The organism is Faecalicatena contorta (genome assembly GCF_022835095.1).
GTDB classification, from domain to species: Bacteria; Bacillota; Clostridia; order Lachnospirales; family Lachnospiraceae; genus Faecalicatena; species Faecalicatena contorta.
The window spans coordinates 3477278-3500187 of record NZ_BQNQ01000001.1; the positions used below are offsets into that span (position 1 = coordinate 3477278).

Annotated in this window: 24 protein-coding genes; 1 reads left to right on the forward strand and 23 read right to left on the reverse strand. The window is 47.6% G+C overall.

The window, feature by feature from the left end; all coding sequences use genetic code 11:
- The 6 genes from MWG26_RS15700 to mtaB form a co-directional block, all read right to left on the reverse strand.
- Window positions 1-1671, reverse strand: coding sequence for a ribonuclease J (locus MWG26_RS15700; RefSeq protein WP_025656756.1), 1671 nt, complete (start codon window positions 1669-1671; stop codon window positions 1-3).
- A 292-nt stretch (window positions 1672-1963) separates the two neighbouring features.
- Complete coding sequence (locus MWG26_RS15705) at window positions 1964-2431, reverse strand: Fur family transcriptional regulator (protein ID WP_025656755.1); 468 nt, start codon at window positions 2429-2431, stop codon at window positions 1964-1966.
- Window positions 2432-2537: 106 nt separating this feature from the next.
- Window positions 2538-2798, reverse strand: a complete 261-nt coding sequence (locus MWG26_RS15710) for a DUF1292 domain-containing protein (protein ID WP_025656754.1) — start codon at window positions 2796-2798, stop codon at window positions 2538-2540.
- Window positions 2799-2849: 51 nt separating this feature from the next.
- A complete protein-coding gene (ruvX, locus tag MWG26_RS15715) occupies window positions 2850-3296 on the reverse strand; it encodes a Holliday junction resolvase RuvX (RefSeq protein WP_025656753.1) in 447 nt (148 codons plus the stop codon).
- 5 nt (window positions 3297-3301) lie between these two features.
- The gene (locus MWG26_RS15720; RefSeq protein ID WP_009003184.1) at window positions 3302-3565 is read right to left on the reverse strand and encodes an IreB family regulatory phosphoprotein; all 264 of its coding nucleotides are present in this window, start codon (window positions 3563-3565) and stop codon (window positions 3302-3304) included.
- 127 nt (window positions 3566-3692) lie between these two features.
- A complete protein-coding gene (gene mtaB / locus MWG26_RS15725; protein ID WP_117440689.1) occupies window positions 3693-5015 on the reverse strand; it encodes a tRNA (N(6)-L-threonylcarbamoyladenosine(37)-C(2))-methylthiotransferase MtaB in 1323 nt (440 codons plus the stop codon).
- 277 nt (window positions 5016-5292) lie between these two features.
- On the opposite strand from mtaB, the gene MWG26_RS15730 reads away from it, so the two are divergent.
- Window positions 5293-5529 carry an HPr family phosphocarrier protein gene (locus tag MWG26_RS15730; protein ID WP_025656752.1) on the forward strand — a complete coding sequence of 79 codons (237 nt, stop codon included), beginning with the start codon at window positions 5293-5295 and terminating at the stop codon, window positions 5527-5529.
- Window positions 5530-5733: 204 nt separating this feature from the next.
- Here the strand turns inward: MWG26_RS15730 and thiI are convergent, their stop codons facing one another.
- From thiI to MWG26_RS15815, 17 genes are all read right to left on the reverse strand, one after another.
- Window positions 5734-6915 carry a tRNA uracil 4-sulfurtransferase ThiI gene (gene thiI, locus MWG26_RS15735; RefSeq protein WP_025656751.1) on the reverse strand — a complete coding sequence of 394 codons (1182 nt, stop codon included), beginning with the start codon at window positions 6913-6915 and terminating at the stop codon, window positions 5734-5736.
- Window positions 6916-6968: 53 nt separating this feature from the next.
- Window positions 6969-8126, reverse strand: a complete 1158-nt coding sequence (locus MWG26_RS15740) for a cysteine desulfurase family protein (protein ID WP_025656750.1) — start codon at window positions 8124-8126, stop codon at window positions 6969-6971.
- 119 nt (window positions 8127-8245) lie between these two features.
- Window positions 8246-8989, reverse strand: a complete 744-nt coding sequence (locus MWG26_RS15745; RefSeq protein WP_025656749.1) for a 16S rRNA (uracil(1498)-N(3))-methyltransferase — start codon at window positions 8987-8989, stop codon at window positions 8246-8248.
- 52 nt (window positions 8990-9041) lie between these two features.
- A complete protein-coding gene (gene prmA / locus MWG26_RS15750; protein WP_025656748.1) occupies window positions 9042-9995 on the reverse strand; it encodes a 50S ribosomal protein L11 methyltransferase in 954 nt (317 codons plus the stop codon).
- On the reverse strand, window positions 9992-11371 hold the full coding sequence (locus MWG26_RS15755) for an MATE family efflux transporter (protein ID WP_025656747.1): 1380 nt from the start codon (window positions 11369-11371) through the stop codon (window positions 9992-9994). The genes prmA and MWG26_RS15755 overlap by 4 nt, the downstream gene beginning before the upstream one ends.
- Window positions 11372-11636: 265 nt before the next feature.
- Window positions 11637-12539, reverse strand: a complete 903-nt coding sequence (locus tag MWG26_RS15760) for a DMT family transporter (RefSeq protein ID WP_025656746.1) — start codon at window positions 12537-12539, stop codon at window positions 11637-11639.
- A gap of 12 nt (window positions 12540-12551) precedes the next feature.
- Complete coding sequence (locus MWG26_RS15765) at window positions 12552-13025, reverse strand: MOSC domain-containing protein (protein WP_025656745.1); 474 nt, start codon at window positions 13023-13025, stop codon at window positions 12552-12554.
- A gap of 2 nt (window positions 13026-13027) precedes the next feature.
- Window positions 13028-14029, reverse strand: a complete 1002-nt coding sequence (moaA, locus tag MWG26_RS15770) for a GTP 3',8-cyclase MoaA (RefSeq protein ID WP_025656744.1) — start codon at window positions 14027-14029, stop codon at window positions 13028-13030.
- The gene (locus MWG26_RS15775) at window positions 14026-14550 is read right to left on the reverse strand and encodes a MogA/MoaB family molybdenum cofactor biosynthesis protein (protein WP_025656743.1); all 525 of its coding nucleotides are present in this window, start codon (window positions 14548-14550) and stop codon (window positions 14026-14028) included. Before MWG26_RS15775 ends, moaA begins: the two co-directional genes overlap by 4 nt.
- A gap of 814 nt (window positions 14551-15364) precedes the next feature.
- Window positions 15365-16714 (reverse strand): alanine/glycine:cation symporter family protein, encoded by a 1350-nt coding sequence (locus tag MWG26_RS15780; protein WP_025656742.1) that lies wholly within the window; start codon window positions 16712-16714, stop codon window positions 15365-15367.
- Between the two features lie 75 nt (window positions 16715-16789).
- On the reverse strand, window positions 16790-17527 hold the full coding sequence (locus tag MWG26_RS15785) for a PepSY domain-containing protein (RefSeq protein ID WP_025656741.1): 738 nt from the start codon (window positions 17525-17527) through the stop codon (window positions 16790-16792).
- Window positions 17528-17774: 247 nt separating this feature from the next.
- Complete coding sequence (locus MWG26_RS15790; protein WP_025656740.1) at window positions 17775-19148, reverse strand: sensor histidine kinase; 1374 nt, start codon at window positions 19146-19148, stop codon at window positions 17775-17777.
- Window positions 19149-19249: 101 nt separating this feature from the next.
- Window positions 19250-19930 carry a response regulator transcription factor gene (locus tag MWG26_RS15795; RefSeq protein WP_025656739.1) on the reverse strand — a complete coding sequence of 227 codons (681 nt, stop codon included), beginning with the start codon at window positions 19928-19930 and terminating at the stop codon, window positions 19250-19252.
- Window positions 19931-19954: 24 nt separating this feature from the next.
- Window positions 19955-20446 (reverse strand): GNAT family N-acetyltransferase, encoded by a 492-nt coding sequence (locus MWG26_RS15800; protein ID WP_025656738.1) that lies wholly within the window; start codon window positions 20444-20446, stop codon window positions 19955-19957.
- 45 nt (window positions 20447-20491) lie between these two features.
- Window positions 20492-21118: a CatA-like O-acetyltransferase gene (locus tag MWG26_RS15805; protein WP_025656737.1), complete on the reverse strand. Its 627-nt coding sequence runs from the start codon at window positions 21116-21118 to the stop codon at window positions 20492-20494.
- 60 nt (window positions 21119-21178) lie between these two features.
- A complete protein-coding gene (locus MWG26_RS15810) occupies window positions 21179-21598 on the reverse strand; it encodes a pyridoxamine 5'-phosphate oxidase family protein (RefSeq protein ID WP_025656736.1) in 420 nt (139 codons plus the stop codon).
- 297 nt (window positions 21599-21895) lie between these two features.
- Window positions 21896-22909 (reverse strand): DUF5643 domain-containing protein, encoded by a 1014-nt coding sequence (locus MWG26_RS15815; RefSeq protein WP_025656735.1) that lies wholly within the window; start codon window positions 22907-22909, stop codon window positions 21896-21898.
- Between the last annotated feature and the right edge of the window lies 1 nt (window position 22910).

Below are 22910 nucleotides of genomic sequence, written 5' to 3' on the forward strand. Positions count from 1 at the left end.
TTACACATCCACATCCATTATGATTGGTATAATCATCGGGCGTCTCTTCGTCTTTTTCCAGATATAATCATTCATTGTATCCCGGATGACCAGCTTAATCTTATTCCAGTCCGCATGCTTATTGGCAAGGCAGCGCTCCAGGCCGTCTGTCACAACCTGGCGTGCTTCTTCCATCAGTCCTTCTGATTCACGCACATAGACGAAACCGCGGGATACAATATCCGGTCCTGCAAGCAGACGGTTAGTCCCCTTTTCCAGCGTCAGTACGACGATAAGAATACCATCCTCGGCCAGATGCTGCCTGTCTCTGAGTACGATGTTCCCAACATCTCCGACTCCCAGACCGTCCACCAGAATTGCTCCTGTGTGTACCTTATCCACGAGTTTAGCCTCATCCTCGCTCAGCTCCATAACATCTCCGGATTGCATGATAAAAATATTCTCTTTTGGTATCCCCAGGGAACTGGCAATCGCCGCATTCGCCTTGAGGTGGCGGTATTCACCGTGCACCGGAAGCGCGTACTTAGGTTTCACAAGCGAATAGATCAGCTTGAGTTCCTCCTGGCAGGCATGCCCGGAAACATGGGCATCCTGGAAAATTACATTGGCTCCCTTTGCAGATAATTCATTGATAACACGTGACACTGACTTCTCGTTGCCCGGTATCGGGTTGGAGCTGAAGATGATCGTATCATTCGGCTGGATTGTAACTTTGCGGTGTACATCCGCAGCCATTCTGGACAGCGCCGCCATGGATTCTCCCTGGCTTCCTGTTGTGATCAGCACCATCTTCTCCGGAGGATAATGTCTCATCTGGTCAATCTCAATAAGTGTATTCTCCGGTATATTCAAGTATCCCAATTCTGATGCCGTTGAAATAATATTTACCATACTGCGGCCTTCTACAACCACCTTGCGGCCGTACTTATATGCAGAATTGATCACCTGCTGTACACGGTCTACGTTGGATGCAAATGTGGCGATAATAATTCTTGTGTTCTGATGCTCCGCAAAGATATGGTCGAACGTGATTCCCACTGTCCTCTCGGACTGGGTAAATCCTTTCCTCTCTGCGTTCGTACTGTCCGACATCAGCGCCAGCACGCCCTTCTTTCCGATCTCTGCAAAACGCTGCAGATCAATCGCATCGCCGAATACTGGTGTATAATCCACTTTGAAGTCTCCGGTATGCACCACGATGCCCGCCGGTGAATAGATTGCCAGCGCGGATGCATCCTGAATACTGTGGTTGGTCTTGATAAACTCTATCCTGAACTTACCAAGGTTGATTGACTGCCCGTGGCGTACTACTTTCCGCTTTGTACCGCGAACCAGATTGTGTTCTTTTAATTTATTTTCAATAATACCCATGGTCAGCTTTGTTGTATAAATCGGGAGATTAATCTCCTTCAGTACATAGGGCAGAGCGCCGATATGGTCCTCATGTCCATGGGTAATAACAAATCCCTTAACCTTGTCGATATTATCCTTAAGATATGTTACATCCGGTATTACAAGATCAATACCGAGCATATCGTCTTCCGGGAATGCGAGTCCGCAGTCCACTACAATAATACTGTCCTCGTATTCAAAGGCAGTAATATTCATCCCTATCTGCTCAAGACCGCCGAGAGGGATAATCCTTAATTTACCATTGTTTGTTTTTTTCAATAATTTTACACCTCCATGTGTTTTATGTACTTACTTCGTTACTGCTCAGACCGTGCCGTGCATCTCGCTGCACGGCATCGGAGCCGATGAAGTGATGGTCTCGGGGCATCTGCTCCTCGCCGTAGGCGACTTTAAATGGACAGATGCCGTTACTGTGCACGCCCGTAGGGTGTGAACAGTAACCTTACTTCATTAATGTCCAGAACATGCCGTGCGCACCTGAAGTGTGTGAACAGCACCTACTTCTGCGCATGAAAAAAACAGCAACCTTCCGTTGCATTTAGACAACGGATTATTTGCTTTTACTGAGGCATTCTTTACAAAGTCCGTAAAATTTCAGTTCGTGATCCAGCACATGAAATCCTGTATCCTCCTCAATATGACGCTCCAATTCCTCCAGGAGGTCATCTTCAAAAGGAAGTACCTTTCCACATGTCCTGCATATTAGATGATGATGGCTGTGCTTTGTATCACCTTCAAAAATATGTCCGATCTCATATCTGACACACCCGTCATCTAAATTAATGCGGTCCACCAACTGCATTTCAAGGAGCAGCTGCAAAGTACGATAAACGGTGGCAAGTCCAATCTCAGGATAGCCCTCCTTTATCACTTCGTATATGTCTTCAGCCGCCATATGGCTGCCGCTGTTCTTAGCCAGCGTTTGTAAAACTAGCAATCTCTGCTGTGTTACTTTTAAACCTTTTTCTCTCAGTTTTACTTTAAGCAGTTCCTGCACTTTTTCCTGTTCCATTGCCATACTCCGATTCATTAGCAGTAAGTAAATCTATTGTAAAAATCTTTTGCCTTTTATGGCCTTCCGCAGCCCGGCCCGGTTTAACTGTGCCGCACGGCGGATACAGATCTTACATTTCAATATCTACGTCCTCCAGCAGTTCCTCAAAAACCTTGGAAACCGCCAGAAGCTCAGTATCATCTTCAACAACCTCATAGACACTGTCTGCATCCTCTGCAGAACTCATGTCCTTTAATATGAGACATTCCGCGTCATCTTCTTCTGAGTCTGTGACCAGTATGTATACAGCGCCATTAATTTTTGTCTGTTCCAGAACAAAAAATTCTACTGTTTCACTTGTATCCTCAAATGTAAATTTAATCTTTTCCATACAAATGTCCCCTTATTTCCGCAGCATCTGCATCTGCCCGCAGGCCATACTTTACTCGCCCTGCCCGGTCTGCCTTTGCAAATATACAGAATCCAGATACCCCTGCAGGATGAATATTGCTGCAATCTTGTCAATATACTTTTTCCGGTTCTCACGTCTCACATTGCTCTCAATCAAAGTCCGCTCTGCCTCCACGGTTGTCAGGCGCTCATCCCACATGATGACTTCCAGCCCGGTGCGCCGCGCAAGCATATCCCTGAACTCTAAAGATTTCTCCGCACGTTCTCCTATGTCGTTGTTCATATGTTTTGGAAAACCAAGCACAATCTTCTCCACCTCGTATTCAGAAACCAGTTCTTCGATACGCGCCAGAGTCCGCCTCAGCTTGTTCTCCTCTTTTCTCTGAATTGTTTCAATTCCCTGGGCAGTAAGTCCCAGAGCATCGCTGATCGCGACGCCGACTGTCTTCGTGCCATAATCAAGTCCCATAATCCTCATAATGATTATTCCCAGGAATTGTGCGTAATATACGCTTTTAACAATTCTTCTACCAGTTCATCCCTCTCCACTTTCATCACCAGGCTTCTTGCGCCGTTATAACTTGTGATGTAAGTCGGATCGCCGGACATAATATAACCGACAATCTGATTCACCGGGTTATACCCCTTCTCTTTCAGAGCTTTGTATACGATCTCCAGAATATCCCTTGCGGAAATCTGGGGACCCGGCTCTACCTGAAAGAATTGGGTGTTGCTTAAATCGCTCATTTCTTCTCCTCCATTTTTGTGTACCCTGTTATTTTAGTGCTATCTGTATTTTCCAACATTCTTTTGATAAATCCGGCATTCTTGCCTAATACCCTATTTACAATTCTAATATAAACACTGCCAAAATTCAATGTATAATTTGTAAATCATTTTCAATTTCAACTTTTACGATACAATTCTGCTGATTTTTATCCGCGTCTAGTGCAATTTTCATATACTCTTTTGTATGGCCGGCCAGCTTTTTCCTGCCATTTTGTTCTATTTCTTCCTCGAGCAGAACTTCCACTTCTTTTCCGATAAAACTTTTCTCATAGGCCAGTCTCTTTTTCTCATTTAGGGCAAGCAGAATATCGCTTCTATGTGCCTTTACCTGTTCCGGCACCTGATTTTCCATAACCGCTGCCTTCGTGCCCTGCCGTTTTGAGTATTTAAAAATATGGGTCTCATAAAAATCCACCTTATCCACAAAGGCCCTGGACTGCTCGAATTCTTCTTCTGTTTCCCCCGGGAATCCGACAATTATGTCGGTTGTCAGAGCAGGATGATCAAAGTACTTTCTCAGCAGCTGGCATTTTTCATAGTATTCCCTGCTGTCGTACCTTCTGTTCATTCTTTTCAAAGTTGCATCGCACCCACTCTGCAGAGACAGATGAAAATGCGGACAAAGCTTTTCGAGTGACGAAAGCCTCTTAGCAAACTCTTCCGTTATAATGCGCGGCTCCAGGGAACCCAGGCGTATCCTTTTGATCCCCCCAGTCTCATGCACCGCCTGAATCAGGGACAGCAGGCTTTCCGGCTCCTCCAGATCAATCCCATAGGAACTCAGATGGATTCCTGTGAGGACGACTTCCTGGTACCCGTTTTCGGCAAGGCGTTTTACCTCCTCCATCACGTCCTCTTTTGCCCGGCTTCTCACGCGTCCCCTCGCAAAGGGAATAATACAGTAAGAACAGAACTGATTGCAGCCGTCCTGTACCTTAATATAAGCCCTCGTGTGCTCCCCCGTCTTTGACAGGCGCAGGGGTTCGTATTCCTTCGTATGGTTGATATCTATCAATTCTCTGGCGAGTGCGGCGTTGTGCCCAGCCGCTTCTTTTGCATCATACTTGTTTTCATATTCTCCCAGGATAGTCAGCAGATCCTGTTTCTTATTATTGCCAATCACAATATCAATACATGGATCTATCTCCTGCTTGTCCTCCTGCGCCTGCACATAGCATCCCGCAGCCACCACAACCGCATCCGGATTCATCTTCCTGGCCCGGTGGAGCATCTGCCTGGACTTGCGGTCCGCAATGTTTGTAACGGTGCAGGTGTTGATAATGTAGATATCCGCGCCTTCTTTAAACGGAACGATTTGATACCCTGCATTCTCCAGCATTTCCTGCATCGCCTCAGTCTCGTAAGCATTCACTTTACACCCCAGATTGTGCAGTGCAACCTTCTTCATAGATTAATTCTCCTATTTCCTTGTCTAAATTGTTGTAACAGTTCAGGCAAGCCTGAACTGTTACGCATCCAGCCTATTGAAATTCGCCTGCGGCGAAAAGCTGGATGCCAGCAGCCACTATGTTTTCGTACGGTTTGCGCAGTAAATGCGCAGACCTGTCTGGACTATTATAAATTGTTACTTTTTTCCTTCTTTGTTTCTTGACTTTTAAACTGTCTTCTCGTAGAATAGACGTAGGGTAAAGCCCTGTAAATGTATATTAAGGAGGGATTTCACGATGAAAACAGTACAGATTTCTTTAAACTCGATCGACAAAGTAAAATCATTTGTAAATGAAATTACAAAATTTGATAATGACTTTGATTTAGTATCCGGAAGATATGTCATAGATGCCAAATCAATCATGGGTATTTTCAGTTTAGATCTTTCAAAACCGATCGAACTGAACGTACATGCTGAGGGAAATGTAACTGACGATATTCTCAGCGCACTGGAACCATACATTATTAAATAGTAAGTGATTGCAACACCACACAAAGCGTGTCCGCCCCGGACACCGTATACAGAATGCCGGATCGGCATACATCTGCATGATATGAGCTGCCTCTTGTGAGACAGCTCTTTTTATGTAATAGGAAAGTGCCCGGCACTTACCTATTACATAAAACTCTCCGGGGGATGCACATGCCGCAGCCGGAAGACTCATGCCCCAAGCACACTACTTCACTGTCAGTATCTCTGTCGTATCAATTGCCGTCTTCACAAGCTCATCTATCTTCTCTGCCAGATTCAGCTCCGACTTTTCAATCCGCTCCAGATTCGGTTTTGTAACCGGATGTTTTGCCACAAAGATGGTGCAGCAGTCTTCAAATGGCTGGATCGAAGTCTCATACGTATCGATCTTCTCTGCGATTTCCACGATTTCCCGTTTATCAAATCCGATCAGCGGTCGGTAAACAGGCAGCGTGCACACTGCGTTTGTGGCTGCAAGGCTCTGCATGGTCTGACTCGCAACCTGTCCGATGCTTTCCCCGGTAATCAGGCCCAGGCAGCCGTTCTCCTTTGCAAAATGCTCCGCAATCTTCATCATATATCTGCGCATAATAATGGTAAGCTCCTCATGCGGGCATTTTTCATAGATATAGAGCTGGATATCCGTGAAATTAACAACGTGCAGCTGAACCGGCCCTGCGTACCTGGAAACCAGTCTGGCCAGATCAACCACCTTTTCTTTTGCCCTCTCGCTGGTATACGGCGGTGCATGGAAATAGGTGGCATGCAGCCCGACGCCCCGCTTAGAGATCATATAGCCTGCAACCGGGCTGTCGATCCCGCCGGACAGCAGAAGCATGGCGCTGCCGTTCGTACCCACGGGCATACCGCCAGGTCCCGGTATGATCTCGGAATAAAGATAGATTTCCTCCCGCACCTCCACATTCAGCCGGATATCCGGATTGTGCACGTCAACCTTCATCCCCGGAAATGCATCCAGTATCACCCCGCCCAGCTCGCAGTTGATCTCCATCGAGGTCATGGGATACTGTTTTCGGCTTCTCCTGGCCTCTACCTTGAATGTCTGGTTCCCATCGGGATACATTTCCTCCATGTAGGATATAACATCCTTGGAAAGCTGCTCGAATCCCCGGTCTTCCACACGCACAACCGGGCAGATTCCCACGATGCCGAATACTCGCTTCAGGCTCTCTACCGTCTCTTCATAGTCATACTCGCCTTCACATTCCACATAGACCCTGCCCTGGGCTTTGTGAACATAAAAATCTCCGTCTACCTCTTTTAACGCAAAGCGCATCTGGCGGACCAGAGCGTCCTCAAACAGATATCTGTTTTTTCCCTTAATACCGATTTCTCCGTATTTAATCAAGAATGAATGAAATCTCATCTCTCTCTCCTTATGTGCTGCGCTTCCCGCATCCTGGCAGGAAACGCAAGATTTTAGTGTCTTGTATATTTCCGAAGCATTGGAACACAATTATATAACGTCTCCAGCGTATAGTCAATTTCTTCTTTTGTGGTGAACTCCGACATACTGAATCTCAGTGTTGCATCCAGATACTCTTTCGGGGCTCCGATTCCTTTGAGTACACCGCTGACAGACGGATGGTTGGAGGAGCATGCCGAACCGGATGAAACATAGATCCCTTTATCTTCCAGGGCATGCAGAAGCACTTCGCTGCGGATTCCGGCTATTCCAACACTAATAATGTGAGGCGCGCTGTTCTCATCGGTCAGGCCGTGTACGGCGATATTCTCGATTCCGGAGATTCCTTCCAGAAAATATGCCTTCAATTCCCGCATCAGGGCCACCTTCATATCCAGATCACTGTAGATCATCTGCGCCGCCAGACCTAGCCCGGCAATCCCCGGAACATTTTCCGTCCCGGAACGGATATTCTTCTGCTGTTCCCCTCCGAACACGATCGGTTTTATCTTCACCTTTTCATTGATATAAATAAATCCGGTTCCCTTCGGCCCGTGAATCTTATGGCCGCTGGCAGTCAGCATGTCGATTCCCTGCCTTTTCGGGTATATGTGATATTTGCCAAATCCCTGCACAGCGTCTGAGTGGAATAAAATGTTCGGGTTATATTTCTTTACGATCTGAACCGCCTCGTCTACGGGCTGTACAGAACCGACTTCATTATTCACATACATCATTGATACGAGGATCGTGTCTTCACACAGAGCTTCCTTCAAAGCTTCCATTTTTGCCCTTCCATGTGCATCTACCGGCAGGTACGTGACACGGAAGCCTTCCTCTTCTTCAAGATACCGCATTGTATTCAGAATGGCAGGATGCTCAATTGCTGTTGTAATCAGATGGTTCCCGGCCCGCTTATTGGCACGAGCGGCGCCGATCAGTGCAAGATTATCGCTTTCGGTTCCTCCTGAAGTAAAAAAGATTTCTTTCGTGTTCACCTTCAGAATCCTGGCCAGTCTCTCTTTTGCCTCTTTCACGTACCGTTCTGCTTCCACGCCTTTTCTATGCATAGAAGAGGGATTGCCGTAATCCTGGCACATCACTTTATAAACCAAATCCCCAACTTCCGGATAGCATCTGGTCGTTGCTGAATTATCCAAATATACTTCCATGATATTCTTCCTTTACTGTTTCTTATTATTACACTATGCTTTCCGAACACTTAATGTTCAGAAAGATCCTTTCCCGCAGCAATGAAATCACCCATAATGCTCCGCCTTAAACGCATAAATCACACGGAAAGCTCCAAGTGGTACATCAGAATGGACAAAATCGTTAATCCGGCCGTCTCCGTGCGCAGTATTCTCCTGCCCAGCGTGATGGGAAGCGCCCCCATATTCACGGCTTTTTCGATCTCTTCCTCCTCAAATCCGCCCTCCGGCCCGATAAATATTCCGATGCTCTGCCCCGGCTCAACAGACGAAATCAGCTGCCTTGTCTCTTCCATTCCTTTTGCCAGTTCATACGGGATCAGCACAATATCCAGCCCCGCCGCATATTCCAGCGCTGCGCCAAAGCCTTTCACCTGCGTCACCTGCGGGATGATGCTGCGGCCGCATTGCTTTGCGGCGCTCAGGGCGATCGCGTTCCAGCGCTCCGTTTTTTTGGCCGCCTTCTTCTCATCCAGCTTTACCACTGCACGGTTCGTAGCCACCGGGATCACCTCATAGACTCCAAGCTCCACGGCTTTCTGGATAATCAGTTCCATTTTATCACTTTTGGGCAGCCCCTGAAACAGGTAAATCTTAGATGGCAGCTCTGCAGGCTCTCCTGCTGATGACAAAATCCGGAGAATCACAGCTTCCTCTTCATACCGGTCTATCTCACACAGATACTCTGTCCCTGCTCCGTCACTGATTTCCACCTTTTCTCCAGGCTTCATGCGGAGCACATTTTTTATATGGTTTACGTCCGGTCCACCAAGCTCTATCACGGTTTCATGAACCCTGAACGGTTCTGTAAAGAAACGATGCATCTCACATCCCCCACTTTCTTTTGAATCTGCCTCTTTCTGACGCCGTATCTTTCTAATTCTTTCTTGCAGTTACAGATACCCATTCGCCCTGGTAAGTCACTTCCAGCACTTCCAGCCCGGCTTCCTCCACTGCGCGGATCACGGTCTGTTCCTTATCATCGATAATACCGCTGGTAATATAAATACCGCCTGCTTTCATATGGTCCGCGATCACCGGCGTCAGCTCCACCAACACGTCTGCCAGGATATTTGCCGCAACAATATCGTACCGTGCGTATCCTGCTTTTTCCTGTACCGCCTTATCATCAATGATATTCCCGATCATTACTTCATACTGATCACGGTTGATTCCATTGACCTCCATATTCTCATTGGTGGCATTTATCGCACAGGGATCCAGATCCGTTCCCACGGAATAGGCTGCACCGAACTTCAGCGCCAGCATTCCCAGGATACCGCTCCCGCAGCCCACATCCAGAATCTGTGTCTCAGAAGTCACGTATTTGCGCAGCTGACGGATGCATAGCTGCGTCGTCTCATGCATGCCCGTGCCAAATGCAGTGCCCGGATCAATGTGGATCACAAGTTTATCGCTGTCTTCCGGTTTTACATCCTCCCAGGATGGAATGATCAGGATATCATCCACATAGAACTGATGGAAATACTGCTTCCAGTTGTTCACCCAGTCGACGTCCTCTGTCTGGGACTCCTCTATGATACATTCTCCCACATCCACATAGGAAGACATCTCCTCCAGTTCTCTTCTGACATCGCCGAGAATCTTTTCTTTATCCGCTTCCACTTCCAGGTAAAAGTTCAGGTATGCCACTCCGTCATCAGCTTCCCCCTCGGGAAGAATATCTACAAACATCTGCTCTTTGTCCGCCTGCGTCAGCGGAACCTTGTCCACGATCTCCACTCCCTGGATTCCCAGGTCCATCAGCATACTGCTGACAATATCTTCCGCCTCTGTTGTCGTCTTTAACCGGAAACTATTCCATTTCATCTTATCTTTTCCTCCTGAAACAATCTTCTTAATCTCTTCATCACCTGAAAAAACGCCGGAATCAGAAACAAATCTGCAGCCAGCCACGCAAGCCCGTTGCCAAGGCACACTGCTCCATATCCGAAGGCCGGCACCAGAATAAATCCTGTAAATCCTCTCGCCGCCATTTCACACACTCCTGCGAGTATGGCAAACATACTGTATCCCATACCCTGTATCAGAAAACGTACAATATTCACCGCGGCAAGCAGCATGTAACAGACCGCGGAGCCCAGCAGGTATTGGTACACCTGCCCCAGAATCTGGCTTTCCCCTTTATCGATAAACAGCCATGCAATCTGCTTTCCCCACAGAACAGTAATTCCCAGTGCCACTGCAGAATAAACCGCGCCGATGATAAGGCAGCCTTTCAACCCTTTGCTGATCCGGTCCAGACGCTTGGCCCCTACATTCTGTCCGCCGTAGGTCGCCATGGTAGAACCCATCGCATCAAAGGGACAGCACAAAAGCATCTGAATCTTAGAGGCCGCGGTCACCGAAGCCACTGCCATAGACCCCAGAGAATTCACCGCAACCTGCAGAACCACGCTACCGATGGCAGTGATGGAATACTGCAGTCCCATAGGAATTCCCATCCTGCACAGCGGGCCGACATATCTTCGGTTCAGTTTCCAGTCCTCCTTCTGAAGCCGCAGAATCGGGAAATGCTTCATCATATAGAAGAGACACAATATCCCCGAAACCGCCTGGGATGCTACCGTTGCATAGGCAGCTCCCGCCACACCCATCTTAAACACTACTATAAACAGCACATCCAGCAGAATATTCAGCAGGGAGGACACGGTAAGGAAAAGGACCGGCGTCCTCGCATCTCCAAGTGAGCGGATGTAGCCGGAGAGCAGATTATATAGAAAGATAGCCGGAATGCCCGCAAATATCACAACAATATACTGGTAGGCGCCGTCTATAATATCGGACGGGGTGTTCATAAGTTCCAGTATCTGGCGGCACAGTACCACTGTGATGCCTGTCATCACTGCCGCAAAGATCACGCTCAGAGTTGCCCCGTTTCCAGCCGATTTGCGAAGCCCCCGCTCATCTTTTGCGCCGAACTTCTGTGCAACCGGTATCGCAAATCCATTGCATATCCCCATGCAGAATCCAATGACACAAAAATTCACGGAGCCCGTGGCGCCTACGGCCGCAAGCGCTTTAACCCCCAGGAACCGGCCGACAATCACGGTATCCGCCATATTATAAAACTGCTGGAACAAAAATCCAAATATCATGGGCAGGGTAAATTCCAGAATCAGTTTAACCGGGCTGCCCTGTGTCATATCTTTCATCAATGTTTTCTTTTTTACTGTACTTTTCATCTTCTAAGCCTCTGTATTTCTTCCTCATGTTATGACCGCTTTTCAGCAATCCATTGTCCACTATATAACTTTTCAGATACACATGCAAGAAATTTTTCAGAAGCCAGAGGAATCAGCCTCCGGTCAGAAGCTGTTCAGGCCGTGCTGTACGCAGCCGCCGTGTGTGAACAGCTCTCTTTTTTCTGCTCTTTACAGGCCGGTCCGTGGGCAGCGGCTCTTTTCTAATGTAACCGTAAGATTACAGGCAGGCCTGGACTGTTACATTTTAACGCACTTTCTCAGGAATTGCCAGGATAAACAGAGTGGACAGGACAAGCGCAAACCCCAGAATATCCATTTTCATAAATCTGGTACCCAGGAACACCGCCGCTACAACTGAGGCCGCGACCGGCTCCACGCAGGAAAAAAGCCCGGCATAAACAGAACCGGTGTACTTTACTGCGGATAGATAAAAGCAGAACGGCAGGATTGTCCCTACGGTGATGATGGTAACAAAAGCCGCCGCAACCTGAACATCGATCACAACAGGTATCCGCCACGGCCTCGTCACAGCCATCAGTACCAGGCCCCCCACAATCATCCCCCAGGCGCTGACTGCTTCCGCGCTGTACCGTTTAACCAAAGGCGCCGGGAGCACACCGTAAAAGCAGGTCGTCACTGCCAAAAGCATGCCAAGTAAAAACCCTTTCGGTGAAATCGCCAGTGACGAAAAATTACCGTGCGTCGCAACGATGGCAATCCCGGAGATTGCCGCCAGAACAGCTGCGATCTCCTTCTTTCCCGGCATGATTTTATAAACAACCGCGAAAAACAAGATCAGCATGGCCGGATTCAGGTACTGAAAGATTGTCGCCGTCCCGGCATCCATCTCCTGCACAGCAGAGAAAAAGGTAAACTGCATGCCCAGCATGCCGAATACTCCGAATAGAACCAGCCTGCACGCATCTGTCTTCTCCTTCCAGACACTTGTAATATCCTGCCGCCTTACTCCCGCATAGATCAGCAGAAGCAGCCCGGCAAAGACCAGTCGGAAGGGCACAAGCCATTCGGAAATGATATTCTTTCTTTCAAATAAGTATTGTGCCGCGGGACTTGTAATCCCCCACAGCATACCTGCCGTAAAGGCATACAGACACCCTTTTAACTTTACATTTCGATTCTGTGCCATTCTTATCAGACCTCATATTCCAGCTGGTGTATACATCGTAAATTCTTCATTTTCATTGCAAATCACTTCCAGGATATCTCCCGTCCGGATTGCCCCCCCTCTTATCACGATTGCAAAGACGCCTTCCCTTGGCATAATGCAGTCTCCCATTTTCTGAAAGATCTCGCAGCCATGATGGCATTCTTTTCCGATCTGTGTCATCTCCAGGATCACATCATTGCACTGAAAACGGGTTCCTACAGGGAATGTCTTAAAATCGATCCCTTCAACAACCAGATTCTCCCCAAAAGCGCCGTCGGCCACCTCCGCACCGCGCTTGCGGAAATCCTCTATTTTATCATAAGAAAGAAGGCTTACCTGTCTGTGCCATTTTCCGGCGTGGGCATCCCCCTCAATCCCAAAATTTTCTATAAATACTGCCTCCCCGACATTGGTCTTCTGTGTCCCCTTTGCAGGACTTGTACAAATCGCAATTACTTTTCCCATGTTTATCCCCCAATTCTTGACATTTGTTTTCCTTCCAGCGGTCCCTCATTCTCTGTCCCCTGTCCCTCATCTCTTTTCAGCGTAAACTGATGGCACCGGGGCTTCTCAAATATGACCTTCCCGATGACCTCATCCAGCTTTGAATCATCGGCCCCGCTTCTCAGCAGCCGCTTTAAATCCGCCCCTTTCGAATACTGCAGACACGGTTTTAAAAGACCTTCCGCAGTCAGGCGAACCCTGTTGCAGCTTCCGCAGAACTGATGTGAAATGGCGCTGATGAAACCTATTTTCCCGGAAAAGCCCGGAAAAGCAGCATATACTGCGGGACCATTTCCAAAACTTCCGGCTAAAAACCTCGGATCACCATACGCTTGTTTCAGCACCCGGCACACCTCCTCCTGGCTGCTGCCGGCACAGGATTTTCCATGCCCGATGGGCATCATCTCTATAAACCGCACATCCACCGGCTCATTCTTTGCCAGTGCCGCCAGGGGGACCCACTGGGTTTCATTGACTCCCTGCAGAGCGACACAGTTTACTTTTACCCGGATGCCCGGATACTTAAGCGCCGCCTCCAGACCTTCCAGCGCTTTCCCAAGCTCGTCCCGTCTGGTAATCTGTGCATACTGTTCCCGCTCCAGCGTATCGAGGCTGATATTAACAGCATCCAGGCCCGCTTTCGCCAGTTCTTCGATCTGTCCTGCAAGCAGCACTCCGTTTGTTGTCAAAGTAATTTGCTCAATTCCATCTATTTGCCTGAGTTCATACAAAAGGCCACTGATGCCCTTTCTCACCAGCGGCTCTCCGCCTGTCAGCTTGATCTTTGATATCCCCTTGTCCGCACAGATCCGGCAGATCCTGGCAATCTCGCTGTAAGTCAGGATCTCACTGTGGGCGACCTGCTCGACTCCCTCCTCGGGCATACAGTAGCTGCACCGAAGATTGCACCGGTCTGTCACAGACACTCTCAGATATTCTATTTCCCGTCCATATTGATCTGTCATGCCTTTACCCCCGGGTTTTTGGCTTCGCTTCCACATTCCCCCGTGATTCCCTTCATGATCTCCAGCCCATGGGACAGAGACGGCAGAATGTATTCCAGATTTTCTTTTACCGCTTTCGGGCTGCCCGGAAGGTTAATAATCAGGGTCTTCCCCCGCATTACGGAGGCGCCCCTGCTCAGCATGGCACGAGGGGTAACCTGCAGGGAAGCATACCGCATCGCCTCGGCAATTCCCGGCGCATTTCTTTCCGCCACGGCAAGAGTCGCCTCCGGCGTACAGTCCCTCGGCGAAAATCCTGTCCCGCCGGAGGTAAGAATCAAGTCTGTCTCCCTCTCATCGCAGAGTTCTTTCAGCTTCTCCTCAATCATCATACGCTCATCCGGAAGCAGAACCATCTCCGTCACCTCATATCCGGCCCGCTCAATCATCTCCCTGACCAGCGGCCCGCTTTTATCCTCCCGCTCCCCGGCGTATCCCTTGTCACTCAGTGTAATAATCGCTGTCTTCCATTTTATCGGCATCTTATTTCTGCTCCTTATATATAATCCAACTCTTTAACAATTGACTATATTATAGCATGAACATGCGGCCCTTAAAAGACCCGAATCATCCATGGCTTTGTCCATTGACAGTCAGCTTATATATATGGTAATGTTAATAAATCCAATAGAATGAATTGGATTCATTTCAAACATTCTTTGTATTCATTATTTTGAAATTTCTAATTTCAATCCTGAGGGCAGTTTCGCCCGATAATTCAATGTTTGGAGAAATCAAAAATCGCAGGGAGGGATGCCTATGCTTGTTTTTTCGCGTGCCAAATACTATTAACAGATGAAAATATATGTTAAAATAGAGGAGAAATATATGTATACTTTCAAATCCAGATGCGAGGAGGTACCAGAGTGCTGCCTGGAGGACGGAGCAGGGAATCAAAGCATTGGTACAGGATTATATTGAGGAAGGATTTGACAAGGATAAAATTATAAAAAAATTACAGAAAAGGTTCACTATGTCTGAGGACAAAGCAAAGGAGTATTATGAAAGATTCAGGCAATCAGAATGAAGGCGTATCTATGCCATTTTAAAAGTCTTAGAGTCCCTTAAGGAAAAAACATAGAGAATATGGCTGGACCGCTATTCTCTAGTATAACTCAAAGTAAATAGCATGATGGTTCGCTGCGTATAATTTTTCGAGAGTGCAGATGCAAAAACGCAGGCGTAGTGGGGCTACGCTGATGCTTTTGCATCTGCGCTTTCGGGAAATTAGACCGGCGAAACATTGTGCTATTTACTTTGAGTTGTACTCCGGCATGAGGCAGGTTTCCCGGTTATTCAGCGTCCCCCGCCCCTTGCACTCCCAAAGCTCGCCCCAGTCTCCTGAATCACCACTTTCCGGAGCATCCAGATGCAAAGTATATTAGGAATCGCCATAAACGAGTTAAATAGATCTGATACCGTCCACACAAGATCCAGGGACATCACTGCCCCCAGATATACCGCCGCTATATAGGCGATTCTAAAGGGAAGGATTTTTTTATTTCCCCACAAATACTGCACCGCACACTCGCCATAATAGCTCCACCCAATGATAGAGGCATAGGCAAAAAGTACCAGTGATACGGACAGCATCGTGCTCCCGCCCACCGGCAGTTTTTCAAATGCCAGGAAGCACAGCTGGTCATCCGCAGCCCCGGCATAAATCCCCGGTTCGCTTAACATACTGCTCACGATGGCGATTCCGGTGATTGCACACATCACGACCGTATCCCAGAATGGCCCTGTCATGGAAATGATGCCCTGCTTAACCGGGGAATTGGTTCTGGATGCAGCCGCAGTCATGGGGATGGAGCCCAGGCCCGCCTCATTTGTGAACAGTCCCTTTGAGATCCCCGTCCGCATTCCCACCATCACAGCTGTGCCGGCAAGCCCTCCAAATACTGATTTGGAGGTAAATGCAGACTTCACAATCACAGCAAGTGCCGCCCCCAGATATGCCCGGTTTATCCAGATCAGGAACAGGCATCCGCCGAAATAAAAAACACTCATAAAAGGAACCAGATATGTACACACTTTTGAGATCTGTTTTGCACCGCCAAGCATCACGGCCCCCACCAGGACTGCCGCGACAATTCCGATTACGGACGGAGAAATCGGAAATTCTACCTGCACCGCGGCACAAATTGAATGTGACTGGACGCTGCTTCCCATTCCCAGAGAAGCCAGAATTGTGCTGACGGCAAACACCACCGCCGCACTTTTCTGATGCAGCACCTTTTCCATCACGTACATCGGTCCGCCGGTATAAGAACCGTCCGGCCTTCTTATTTTGTATTTTGCGGATAGGAAGCACTCGGCATAGCAGGTTGCTATCCCAAACACTCCGGTCAGCCAGCACCAAAACACCGCACCAGGCCCTCCTATGGCAATCGCGGCAGAGATGCCCACGATATTCCCTGTACCAATTGTAGCCGCCAGCGCCGTCGCCAGCGCAGAAAAGGGTGAGATACCATCGTCTCCGGCTTCTTTTTTCGAGAAGCTAAGCCGTATTCCCAGAGGAATCTTACGCTGGATAAAGCCAAGCCTGACGGTAAAATACAAGTGGGTACCCAGAAGAACCACCAGCATCGGCATTCCCCACAGGTACCCGTAGATCGATTTCATGATCTGTGATAATGTCTCCATGTCATAACCCCGCAAACGGATATCACTCTATTTATATGACAGGAGTCCTCACTTTATCATCTTCTCTCATTTACATTATTCTTTTCTCCATTCCAAAAATTCTCCGGTCATGGCATGGATTTCAAAATCGTATTTATGTCCGCTGTATATAATGTCTCCTTCGTACTTATACCCGCCGTCATCGTACTCCAGAGCAATCACAATATCATCCTTTCCCGCGCCCTCCACACGCTCTAGGGCCAGCTCTTGTGCTTCCTTCAGGCTGACACCGATCAGCTGATCCTTATTATTCTCCATATAAGTCTGCAGATCCTGTAGGTGGTACGTGACAGACTGCAGTTCCTCGTTTACTTCATCCAGATTTTCCTGAAGTTCTTCGCTGTCTAAGTCTTTCTCCTCCCGCGCAAGCAGATCCTCTAACCGCTGCTTCTGCTCTTCAAGGCCTTCTTTTAACGCCTCCGCTTCCTCGAGCTGGTTCTGGATATCCAGCTTGTACTGTGCGTCCTGCTGGCGTGCATATGTGCTTTCACTTTCTGCCTTTAATATCGTTCCGTCATCGGCCAGAATTTCATACTCATATTCCACCTTGCTTTCCGTATTCATAAAATAAATTTCATAGACGGACTTCCCATCCTCTTTTTCTCTGGAAACCTGAAGTCTGGACGCTTCTTTCTCATCGGTCTGCGCATCTGCGAAAGCTATTTCCTTCGCTTTCTCTTCCCCGATCCCTTTTTTGGCGCATCCGGGCATCAGAACCACAGACACCATACACAGTACGGCAGCATATACTTTCAAAACATTCTTTTTCTTCATCTTTTTCCTCCTTTCAGCAGCTACATATTAGTGCATCATATAATAATTAACTGCCACATAAACCGGCCTGCATTTCCGATCGCACTGCTCCACAAGCCTCAGTGCAGCCCACTACGCCTACGTTTGCGGAGCAGCACTCTCGATAATTTATCTCAGCTTATGCGTCAGTTACTTATTTTACGATGTACTAGTTTCCCCGCATCTGTCATTCATATTCTCAGTATACCTGCCTTAGATTAAAGAAAGATTAAAAAATCCCGTCAGGAAAGAAAAATTGAAACGTACTGCCCTCCCCGGTTCTGCTCTCTGCCTCAACGCCGCCTCCATGTGCCTCCAGGATCCATTTCACCATCGGAAGCCCCAGCCCCACATGTCCGTCTGAGGTTCTTGACTGATCGGCACGGTAGAATCTCGTCCAGATATGTGGAAGTTCCGCTTGTGATATACCGATTCCGTCATCCACTACCGTGCCAATAATACTCCCCTCCTTTTTGAAAAGGGACACCTGTATATAGCCGCCTTGTCTGCCATATGCAGCTGCATTTGAAAGCAAATTGTCCAGCATATGTATATATAAGGTTTCATCCACACAGGCATATACCTCCGGCTCTATCTCAGTCTCTATTGTTATCTTCTTTTCCCTTGCAGCGCTCTCTAGTTCCTGCACGCACATCAGGGTTAGCTCGCTCAGGTTCAGATATTCCCGGTTCAATTCCAGCATCCCCCGCTCTCCGCGGGATAAAAGCAGCAGCTTTGAGATCATTCCGGCCATATCCTCTGCCTTTTTCTGTACGACCCGTACCCTGTCGCACTGTTCCTTTGGCATCTCCCGGCTCTGCAGTAGTTCTTCACACTGGGCGAGAATAACGCTGACCGGAGTTCTGAGTTCATGGGATATATCGGAAGTAAACTGCTTTTCGCGCTCAAAGGAATCTTCCAGCCGTTCCAGTGTCCGATCAAAAGTAACAGCCAGTGTATAGATCTCGTCCCGGTTTTTATCTTTGCGTTCTAAAGGGAACACAATCCGCCTGGACAGGTCTCCGTCCTTTTGGATCTGCTGTACGGTGTCTGTCATCTGCTTCACGGGAAGCAGCGTCCGCCGTGTAAAGTAATAACATGCCGCCGCTGTGACCACAGCAAGCAGAGGCAGCAGTACAGCGGCAAACCTCTGCGTGATGCGGAAGCTGTATATCACCCTATCCACAGAAGTAATGCCTCTTACATAGATATTTCCGTGGATTCCATCATTGTGCAGCATATCATAGATATACCAGGCCTGTCCGTTCTGCGACACGGTCTGAAGACTTTCTACCTCAAACGCAGGATGCTCCTCAAATTCATAAGGAATCCTGCCATAAAGAAATTCGCCCGCGCCGTCATAGAGTGACAGATAGACATTTTGTTCCAGATCGTAGAAATCTGCATCCACCTCCAGCTCCCAGTCCTTATAGCTGATATATCTAACCCCTTTCTGCACCTGTCTTTTCAGCGTTTCCTGGGCAGAGAGGAGGACTTCCCTGCTACTGAGCGAGAACAGGATCGCCAGAACCGTACCGATTATTATGATCAGAAATGAAGAGTATAAGAGCGTCAACTTCATCTTCAGGGAAAATCTTCTCATAGCCACCTCCAGTTTCAAGCAGAATTTCCGAGAGTATACAGGCATACCCCGGTATGCTTGCAGCGATGCATGCGCCATGTGCTGCATTACAAGACAGACGGTTATCCACAGTTCTTGACTTTCAGGACATATCCTGTTCCGCGCACGGTATGGATAAGTTTTGTCTCAAATTCCTCATCGATTTTCTTTCTCAAATAGCGGATATACACATCAATCACATTGGAGCCACCCGGATAATCATAGTTCCAGAGATGCTGCTCCAGTTTTTCCCGCGACAGCACGATCCCTTCATTCTGGATCATATATCTGAGCAGCGCAAATTCTTTCCCTGAAAGCGCAATCTGTTTTCCACCGCGCATAACCTCGTGGGTATCCAGATGTACTTCCAGATCAGCTATTCTGCAGCACACCCCGCCTGTGTCACGGGGGGATCTCAGCAGCACCCTGATCCGGGCCAGCAGTTCCTCAAATGCAAAAGGCTTGACCAGATAATCATTAGCTCCGGCATCCAGTCCCGCCACCCGGTCTTCGATACTATCCCGTGCCGTCAGCAGCAGAACCGGTATATTCCGGCCCTGCGCCCTGAGCCGTTTTAAAACAGTCAGCCCATCCACGCCCGGCATCATAATATCCAGAATCACTGCATCATAGTCCGCGGCCGCGAGGTAATCCAATGCCGTCTGCCCGTCCATGCAGGAGTCCACGCTGTAATGCTCTGCCTGCAGCTTATCTATAATCAGCCGGTTCAGATCCGGCTCATCTTCCGCCAGTAAAATCCTCAATACCACACCTCCTGGTACTCTACTCTAATCTGTCGTTTTACACGCCAGTTCTTTTAACGTATTACCCGCAAGACGGTAAACCGTCCACTTTTCCATCGGCTCGGCTCCCAGAGATAAATAAAAATCAATACTGGGCTTATTCCAGTCAAGACAAGACCACTCAAGCCTGCCACACCCTCTTTCGATAGCTGTCTGCGCCAGCTTTTTCAATATGCCTTTCCCATAACCGCGCCCCCGATATTCCGGAAGAACAAATAAATCCTCAAGATATAGCCCTGCCCGTCCCAGAAAAGTAGAAAAATTATGAAAAAATAAGGCAAAACCCACTTCCCGGTTATCTGCCATAGCAAATATAACTTCCGCCTTTTGCTTTTCAAACAGCGATTCTTCCAACAAATCTACCGTTGCAATTAATTCATTTTCCATTTTTTCGTATTTTGCAAGATCCCTAATAAACTTTAAAATAAGTTCCGTATCCTTTCGTTCTGCATAACGAAACGTTAATGCTTCTGCCATTTCCAGTCCTCCAAAATTCAAGTTTCATTTAAATTTCTTATCTTGCTAAAATTCATTCAGATATTTTTGCAGCCTATCCGCAAATTTCCCAATATGTATACCATCTACGAATGAATGATGTGCCTGAACAGATAAGGGCATAACAATCCGTTCGTCTTTTTCATAATATCTGCCCCAGTCGAATAAAGGTGTGGCGTTATCTTTTTTGCCTGAATTTGTATGGGAGATGTGAGTATATGTGATCCACGGCATTGGAGAACATTGAAACACATCATTCCCCAAAGGTCCGGTAAAATACTCTTTCTGCTCTCTGGCTGTTTTGGCGGCCAGTTCCACATAATCCTGCATATTTTCCTGCATCTGCACATTAACTACCTTGAATAATTCACTCTCCGTATTTAAATATGTAAATGCGGTATCAATCTTGTCAAACAACACAACCTGCCCATCCAAAAAACGGTATCTGAACGCTTCTATCTCATTCGCACACTTACACACAGCATACACCATAGCAAGGGTAAAAGAGTATTTCTGCTGTTTTACCTTTTTCAAAAAATTCGTAACATCTGCCTCAAAGGTCACACAAAAAGCAGGCTCAACACTACTCCTAAAAACCATACAGTGCATGGCCCTCTCCCAACTTTTTTCATCAATTACCTGATAATGATTCAATACAATTACACGCTCCTTTCTGATTTCATTTGTAAGAAATGATATTACAAAAATAATAGTTTATTCAATATCGAATGTTTGAGAACTAAAATTGCTATAAAACCGCCCCTGTCTTGCTGTAAAACGCAAAACACAATAATCCGGGTCGGTCACCCCTTCCGGATAATACATCGTATCCCCTTCCTGCCAGATCATCTCCTTATAAGAACTATCTTCCAGTACCTCCATAGTACCAGTCAACATAACGCCCCGGAAAAATCTTCTGTCACAAAAATAAATACAAGCCTGTGGATTTTTTCTATACTGCGTTACCCTCATAGAAGAAGTATTGGTAGTAAAATAAAACACCTGAATCCCCTCCCTTTTCCTCGGCGGCAGCATAGCCTTCGTATTAGGAAACCCTTCCTCATCCACAGAACTAATAAAAGACACGCCCTGCTTATCAATCAAATTCCCAATCGTTTTTACCGGATCTCTCATTTTCTTACTTTCCTCCTTATCATAATCCCTATCACAAATCAACCAAATCAGCCGCCCCTTTAAAATCCCCTTCTCCCCAAAAGTTCCCCCTTCCATATACTCATTATAATTATTAACCCCATCAATAGCAAGCAAAGAACCTCTCCCTTATCTTGTCAATCCACCACCATACGCCCCCTCTCATCCCTCCCGCCCGGATGCACCAAAGCGACGTGAAATGCGCTGCGGTAAGCCCTTCACATACACACATGGCGGTTTGAAGGGCTTACCGCAGCGCATTTCACGGAGCGTCCCCCTTCATCGAACCTCAATCGTGAAAGCCTCTCCAACTTGCTCAAAATCATTACTAAGTCTCCCGCTTGTTTCCGGATACTTAACCGCATAGGGCGTCAATGTGAGCGTCTCCGCCTCATCGCTTAAATTCCCGGCCGAGTTATCAATGACGAACCTTCCACCCTCTTCATTGGATGAGCTTACATAGAAACTTACCGGATTTCCCAGATTATCCGTACCCTCAAGCTTCATATCATAGTCATTTTTATTTCCGTCATTGGTATAAAATATTTTCTGTCCCATGGCATTGCTCGTATACTTCGTAAATGTGATATTACATCCATCCGGCAGCTGGTACTGGTATGTGAGGTCTATGGTCTGCGTATCAGCAGAAAGCTGTTCCCCGCTGGCAGTAAATTTAAATTCCCAGCTGCCCCTGTTTTCCTCATAATCGCTGAACCGTATGGCCACGTTGACCTCCTGGCTCAATTCAGCCAGATCCACCTGATTCAGATAATATTTCATCACCACCTCCCGCGTATGCTCATCGGTAGTGTAAGAACCGCCTCCTGCTGCGCCCGATGCCCTCACGCCATTGATGTAAACATTTCCCATTAGCCCCGGCCCTCCTTCTGTGATAGCATCTTCATAGACCTCTGTCGTCGAAACAACAAGCTCATCCACGTCCAGCACCACAGAATTCAGTGTAATCGTTATCCCGTCTTCCGTCACAGACTGATTGACAATCTGTTCATACGGCGCCAGATTCTTATCAATCCCGAGAAAAGTGCCGATCCGGTAGGACAATTGTTCCACCGCATCTGCCACAGCTCCCCGAAGAGGCATGACTGTCAAAAGGGCAAAAGCTGCTGCCGCACATACACCTGCCATAACATATTTCTTCTTGCCCTTTCTGCGAACCCTGCCAAGAACCTTTTTCTTAACCCTTTTTGTTTCCAGCTCCGACCACTCTTCCTCCTGGAACGCATCGGCCTCAGAATCTATGTCATTTAACAACATATATATATTACTCTTCATA